6 protein-coding genes are annotated in these 6,149 nt (G+C 32.0%); all 6 read left to right on the top strand.

Going from position 1 to position 6,149, the window contains the following annotated elements; translation table 11 throughout:
- The coding region (locus PHI88_00795) for a hypothetical protein (GenBank protein MDD5551687.1) at positions 1–554 on the top strand (554 nt) is incomplete at its 5' end.
- Between the two features lie 45 nt (positions 555–599).
- Entirely contained in the window at positions 600–1,910 is a 1,311-nt protein-coding gene (locus PHI88_00790; protein ID MDD5551686.1) for a hypothetical protein, read from the top strand.
- Between the two features lie 23 nt (positions 1,911–1,933).
- Positions 1,934–2,845, top strand: a complete 912-nt coding sequence (locus PHI88_00785) for a cohesin domain-containing protein (protein MDD5551685.1) — start codon at positions 1,934–1,936, stop codon at positions 2,843–2,845.
- Positions 2,846–2,917: 72 nt separating this feature from the next.
- Entirely contained in the window at positions 2,918–4,294 is a 1,377-nt protein-coding gene (locus tag PHI88_00780; GenBank protein MDD5551684.1) for a cohesin domain-containing protein, read from the top strand.
- 8 nt (positions 4,295–4,302) lie between these two features.
- On the top strand, positions 4,303–5,526 hold the full coding sequence (locus PHI88_00775; protein ID MDD5551683.1) for a cohesin domain-containing protein: 1,224 nt from the start codon (positions 4,303–4,305) through the stop codon (positions 5,524–5,526).
- 187 nt (positions 5,527–5,713) lie between these two features.
- Positions 5,714–6,148, top strand: coding sequence for a division/cell wall cluster transcriptional repressor MraZ (gene mraZ, locus PHI88_00770; protein ID MDD5551682.1), 435 nt, complete (start codon positions 5,714–5,716; stop codon positions 6,146–6,148).
- Position 6,149 lies beyond the last annotated feature (1 nt).

The following is a 6,149-nucleotide window of genomic DNA, read 5'->3' as shown; positions in this document are numbered from 1 at the left end:
GCGTTACTGGTGTTACGGGACCAAAGCAAAGTGGAGCAACCATTAATCCAAAAATAGGTTCTTTACTTTTAGTTTCTGTTTCGGGTCCGATAGAAGAAGATGTTCAGGTAAAAGATTTTTCAGTTCCCGGCTTTATTAGCCGAGGGCCTGTACCTTTAGTTCTTCGTTTGTTAAATGAGGGTACGGTGCATGAAAAACCAACGGGCGTCATTACAGTTACTGATATTTTTGGAAATGAAGTTGCGAAAGTTAACGTTCCACAAAAGAATGTTTTGCCAGGCGCTGTCAGGAAAGTAGAGACCCAGTTGAAAAATCAGTGGCTTTGGGGAATAAGGTACCGAGCAACGCTTTCTGGAAGCTATGGTTCTCAGAATACCCCCTTGACGGCTTCAGTTGATTTTTGGGCTTTTCCTTGGCAAATTGCTCTTCCTGCTTTAATAGTTTTGATTATTGTTGTTTGGATTATTGCTAGGACAAACAAAAAAATCAAAAAAGCAAATCAAGTATTAAAAGAAAAAGAAGGGGGACAAGAGCCGCCGAAAAAAGTAGTATAAATTTTCTAAAAAGAAATTTATTCCTTTTTACATTTATTTAAATGGATGTATTACTTTTTAAATTTAAAAAACAGCTCACCAGGAAGATTCAAAAATAGAAAAATAATTTCTAAAAAATTTTGGATTTTTCTTGTGAGCTGTTTTTTTATTCTTTTTTTCTTTATATTTTTTTCTCCAAAAATAATCGCAGCACAACTTACTAATCAATCAACAACTATTTCTGACTCAAGACCTTCAATGAGTAATGTAACTTATAATTATCAGTGGGAAGGTTCCTCGCCCGACGTTTTGCGTTGTATTATAATTAAATCTTGTACAAGCTCAACGGGCAGTTGTACAACGCCAACAGGAATGCAAACTACGAGCGCTTCAAAAGGAACTTTTACGGGCTTTACTTCTGGCAACTGGACATTAGATACTGCAACAAACGGCACTTTAAAATTAACAAATATAGCAGGAGAGGCACCTGGCGCAAACATTTCTTTGGTTCTTTCTGGAATTAAAAATCCCTCATCAAGTGGATCTTTTGCTACGAGAATTTATACATATTCTAATTCTTCTTGTACTGCCGATGTTGATTTTGCAAGGTCAAGGTTTGATATTTTATCTGGTATAAGTATTACAGCAACAGTAATTGCTCAACCAACTACTGCAGAAATTATTTTTAAGGGCAAGGGTTCTCCAGGTGCATTTGTCACAATTTTAAGAGGAGGTGCTATTGTTGGGACAACGCAAATTTTAACTAATGGATCTTTTTCAAAGAAAATAACAGCTGTGTCACCTGGTATTTCCGTTTTTGGAATTTATGGAAAAGATTCGAAAGGAAGAGATACAAGAACTATTTTTTATACACTTAATCTTGCTGCAGGCACTTCGACCACGGTTTCTGGAGTTTTTTTATCTCCAACAATTTCTCTTTCAACAAATCAAGTTTATAAAGGAGAAAATATTACAATATCCGGAACAACCTATCCTTCAAGCACTGTGACTACATTTTTATCTCCAGGGAATAAATTATTTACAATAAAGGCAGGCATAAACGGAAGATGGTCTTATAGCCTTAATACAGATAATTTTGGGAAAGGAACTTATAATTTAATAGCAAGGGCTTTATCGCCACTTGGTGAATATAGTGATTTTAGCAAGGAGTTAAGTTTTGATATTTTTGCGATTTCTGAAAGAGAGTGTAAAGGGGCTGATTTAAACCTTGATGGAGAAATTAACATTATTGACTTTTCAATACTTCTTTACTTTTGGGGGCAAAGAAATCCAATTAATAATTGTGCGAATATAAATGATTCAGATACGGTAGATCTTATTGACTTTAGTATAATGATGTATTATTGGACAGAATAGTTTAAAAAAAATTAAAAATCAAAATGCAAAAATCAAAATTACAATTTAAAATTAAAAAATCATTACTTAGTATTTTTACCTTCAGTTTTTTATTTTTATTTTTCTATTTTACCAATGCGGCAAATTTATATTTTGAACCCGCAGAGAGTAATTACGCAAAAGGAGATACCTTTATTGAGAACTTAATTTTAGATACTCAAAACGAAACAATTAATGCAATTGAGGCAAAGATTAGCTATTCCGTTGATTTACTTGAAGTTAAAGAAATAAGTACAGGAAATTCTATTTTAGAATTGTGGACCAATCAGCCATCAGCGACAAAAGGAATTATTTCTTTTTCTGGGGGTAAACCAGATGGCTATAAAGGAAAAGATGGAAAGATTATTTCAATCGTTTTTAGAGTTTTAAAAAAGGGAAAAGGGGAAATTAAAATAGACAACAATGCGAGGGTTCTTTTAAATGACGGAAAAGGTACAGAAACAAAATTAGAAACAAAATCCGCTTTAATTAATACTACAGGGGATAAAGCCACGGGAGACGAATGGGAAAAATTACTTAAAGAAGATAAGACCCCGCCCCAACCCTTTAAAATTAAATTATCAAAAGATTCTTTTGTTTTTGATAATCAGTATTTTATTTCTTTTGCAACTACAGACAAAGAAACGGGTATTGATTATTATGAAGTATTAGAAGTGCCTTTAGATAAAAAAAATAATAAAGTTTCTGAGTGGGTAAGAACAGAAAGTCCTTATTTATTAAAGGATCAGTCCTTGAAAAGCGAAATTATGGTAAAAGCAGTGGATAAAGCGGGCAATGAAAGAATAGAAAAATTGAATCCACAAAATAAAGCTTATTATTTAGTAATATTAATTTTGTTAATTATTTTTTCTGGTGTAATTTTTTTGATAGTAAAAAAAAGACGAAAAAGGAACTAATTTTTATCTCTATTTTAAAACTTGTGTTATAATTTATAAAATCAAAAATTATACCAATTTTAATATGAAAATATGAAAAGGAAATTCATATTATTTTTTTCGTTATTAATTTTTATTATTTTTATTTCTGTGTCTTCGGTTAACGCACAAGGTGCGGTTTTAAATTTTTCTCCAAAGACTAAAACTACTTTTGTTGGTAGCACTTTTGATGTTGATATAATATTAGATACCAAAAACCAATACATAAACGCTATTCAGGTTGATTTAAGATTTCCTCAGGATAAAATTCAAATTGTTGAACCATTTTCAGGAAAATCAATAATCCAAATATGGACTTCACCTCCTGATTATTCCAATATTGATGGTACTCTTTCTTTAAGGGGAGGTATACCAAACCCTGGAATTAAAACTTCTTCTGGTCTTATCTTTAAAGTAAAGTTTAGAGCAAAGTCACCAGGAGAAGCTAATCTTTATTTTAGTGGATCTTCAAAAATTCTTTTAAATGATGGAAAGGGGACAGAGCTTCCGATTTCAACAGTGGGGGGAAAGTACACGATTAAAATTCCTCCACCAAAAGGACCCTTTGTTTATTCCACAACTCACCCAGATCAAGAAAAATGGTATAGAGACAATAATCCAATTATTTTGTGGAAAGAAGATACTGGTGTTACAGATTATAGTTATGTTTTGACGCGTGAACCAACAACTATTCCTGATAATGTTTCCGAAGGCATTAAAAATTCTACTTATTATGAAAACATTGAGAGTGGTTTTTGGTATTTTCACATAAAATCAAAAAAAGCTGGTAATTGGGGAGGTGTTACTACTTTTCTTTTGAGAATAGATAATCAATCGCCAGCCGATTTTGAAATTCAATGTGATACACCAAGAACTTCAAGTCCTCGGCCAGTTATTTCTTTTTTAACGACAGATGTTCATTCCGGAGTTGATTATTATGAGGTAAAGATAATAAATCTTAGCAAGCCTGGCGAGCAAGAAATATATCCTTTCTCAGAACAAATTAGTCCATACCAGCTTCCAAAACTAGAAAAAGGCACCTACCAAGTTATTGTAAGGGCTTTTGATAAAGCGGGTAATTGGAAGGATGGAAAAATCAAAATAGAAATTGTCTCGCCATGGATATCTTTTATGGGGAGTAGGGGTATTTCAATAAGGGGAGTTTTAATTCCTTGGTATCTTTTATTACTTCTTTTGATAATTATATCAGGCATAATTATTTTCTTAATTTACTTAGGCAGAAAGAAAGATAAAGAAGAAGAAAAACGTGTGAAGGAAGGATTAGGCAATATGAAAGAGATTATTGATAATGAACTTTTGAGTTTAGATAAAAAACTTAGCGAAAATGTTGCAACGAGAGAAAAGATTCAAGAGAAATTTGAAGAACTGGAAAAACTTAGATCAAGATATTTAAGCAAAGAGCAAAGATAAAAAACAACATGAGGAACAAAAAAATATTTTTAATAATCATTACGATAGCTACGTGTATTTTGTTTTTTGACGTAAAAACTATTCTTGCTCAACCAAAAGCAGCAACTTTATATATTGATCCTGCTACCGGTGTTTACAAAGAAGAGCAAGTATTTAAAGTAAAAATAAAAGTAAATACAGGAGGTTATAGAATAAACTCTGCAAGGGGAATAATTAATTTTCCGAAAGAAAAATTAGAAATTTTAGACATTGAAAGGGGTAATTCTATTTTCTCTTTATGGGATTCTTCAACTCATTTTTCAAATTACGAAGGAAATATAAGTTTCGGCGGGGGCTTGCCAGCCCCAGGATTTTCTGGTAATTCCGGAGAGATTTTAGAAATTTCTTTCAGGGCAAAATCAACTGGCAAAGTTAATCTTGATTTTCAGGAAGGTTCTGTTTTGGCAAACGACGCTAAGGGTACAGATATTTTAAGAGACCTTGAAGGAGCAGAATATAATTTAAATAAAGAAAAAGTGCCTATTCCTACTAAAAAGAAAACAGAAATAAAGAGGGTTCAAGCTCCTCAAATAACTACATATCCCGAAAAATTAAGTTCAACAGAAGTTTTTTTTGTTGAAGGAAAAGCAGATTCAAAATTAACCATAATTTTATATATAGAAAAAGAAGGGGTAGAACCAATTATAGCGACAATAAAAGTTGATTCAGATAATACCTGGTCTTATGTTCATAACAGGTTTTTGCGACCCGGTAAATATCATATTTATGCAAAAGCAAAAAACGAAAAGGGAGAGATTTCTGCACCGTCAAAAAAAATAACACTAACCCTAGAAAGAGGAGGTGTTGTTGTTTTGGGAAAATTTATAAGAGAAGAAATAATTTACGGAAGCATAATTTTATTTTTGTCCATTACCCTTTTTATTCTTCTTACTTATTTTCTCTATAATTTACAAAAACGTGCAAAAAAGAGAATGAATTTGTTAAAAGAAATAAAAGAAGCCAACGATAGTGTTATTGATGGTTTTGGACTTTTAAAAGAAGAAGTTAGTAGAGAAATGAAAGCTTTAAAAGATATGGATATTACAAAAGACCATATTACGGAAAAAGAGAAAGAAGAAAGACAAAAGTTAGTTAATGATTTAATAGAAGATCTCGATCTAATTGAAAAAATACAAAATTATATAAGAAAAGAGATTGGGGATATTGAAAAAGTTTTACCACCGATAAGATAGTAATCTTTTATTAACTTTTTTATAAAAGATGAATCGGACTGCGTCTGTAATGGACGCGGTTTTTATTTTTTATCAAAAAGCCCTTGACAAAATTTTCAAGTGGAATAAAATGTAATTAAAGTGGTTTTTAGTGGAAAAAGGTGGGGAAAACTACTAATATTTGGGGATAATTAACCTAAGATAGTTTATGTTTATCGGTGAATACAAATATTTAATAGATGAGAAAAAGAGATTATCAATCCCGTCTAAATTCAGACGTGAACTTGGAAAAAAAGCGATTGTGACAAGAGGGCTTGATGGATGTTTATTTTTGTATTCACCAAAAGAATGGGAAAAGCTTGCAGAGAAATTAGGAAAACTTCCTTTAGGCCAGGCAGACGCAAGGGGATTTCAACGAACAATGCTGTCGGGTGCGATGGAAACTTCGATTGATAATCTTGGCAGGATTTTAATTCCCGATTATCTTAAAAAATACGCAAGCCTAAAAAAGAAAGTAGTAATTGTTGGTCTTTATAATCATATAGAACTTTGGGATGAAACTAGGTGGAAACAGTATCAGCAAAAATCAGAAAAGGAAGTTGGAAATATGGCAGAAAGGTTATCTGAGATAGGGGGGCTTTAAT

The sequence above is a fragment of the Candidatus Paceibacterota bacterium genome, from assembly GCA_028716825.1.
Taxonomy (GTDB): Bacteria; Patescibacteriota; Minisyncoccia; order Minisyncoccales.
The sequence above is the reverse complement of the archived record's forward strand: the minus strand, read 5'-3'. Positions and strand labels throughout refer to the sequence as shown.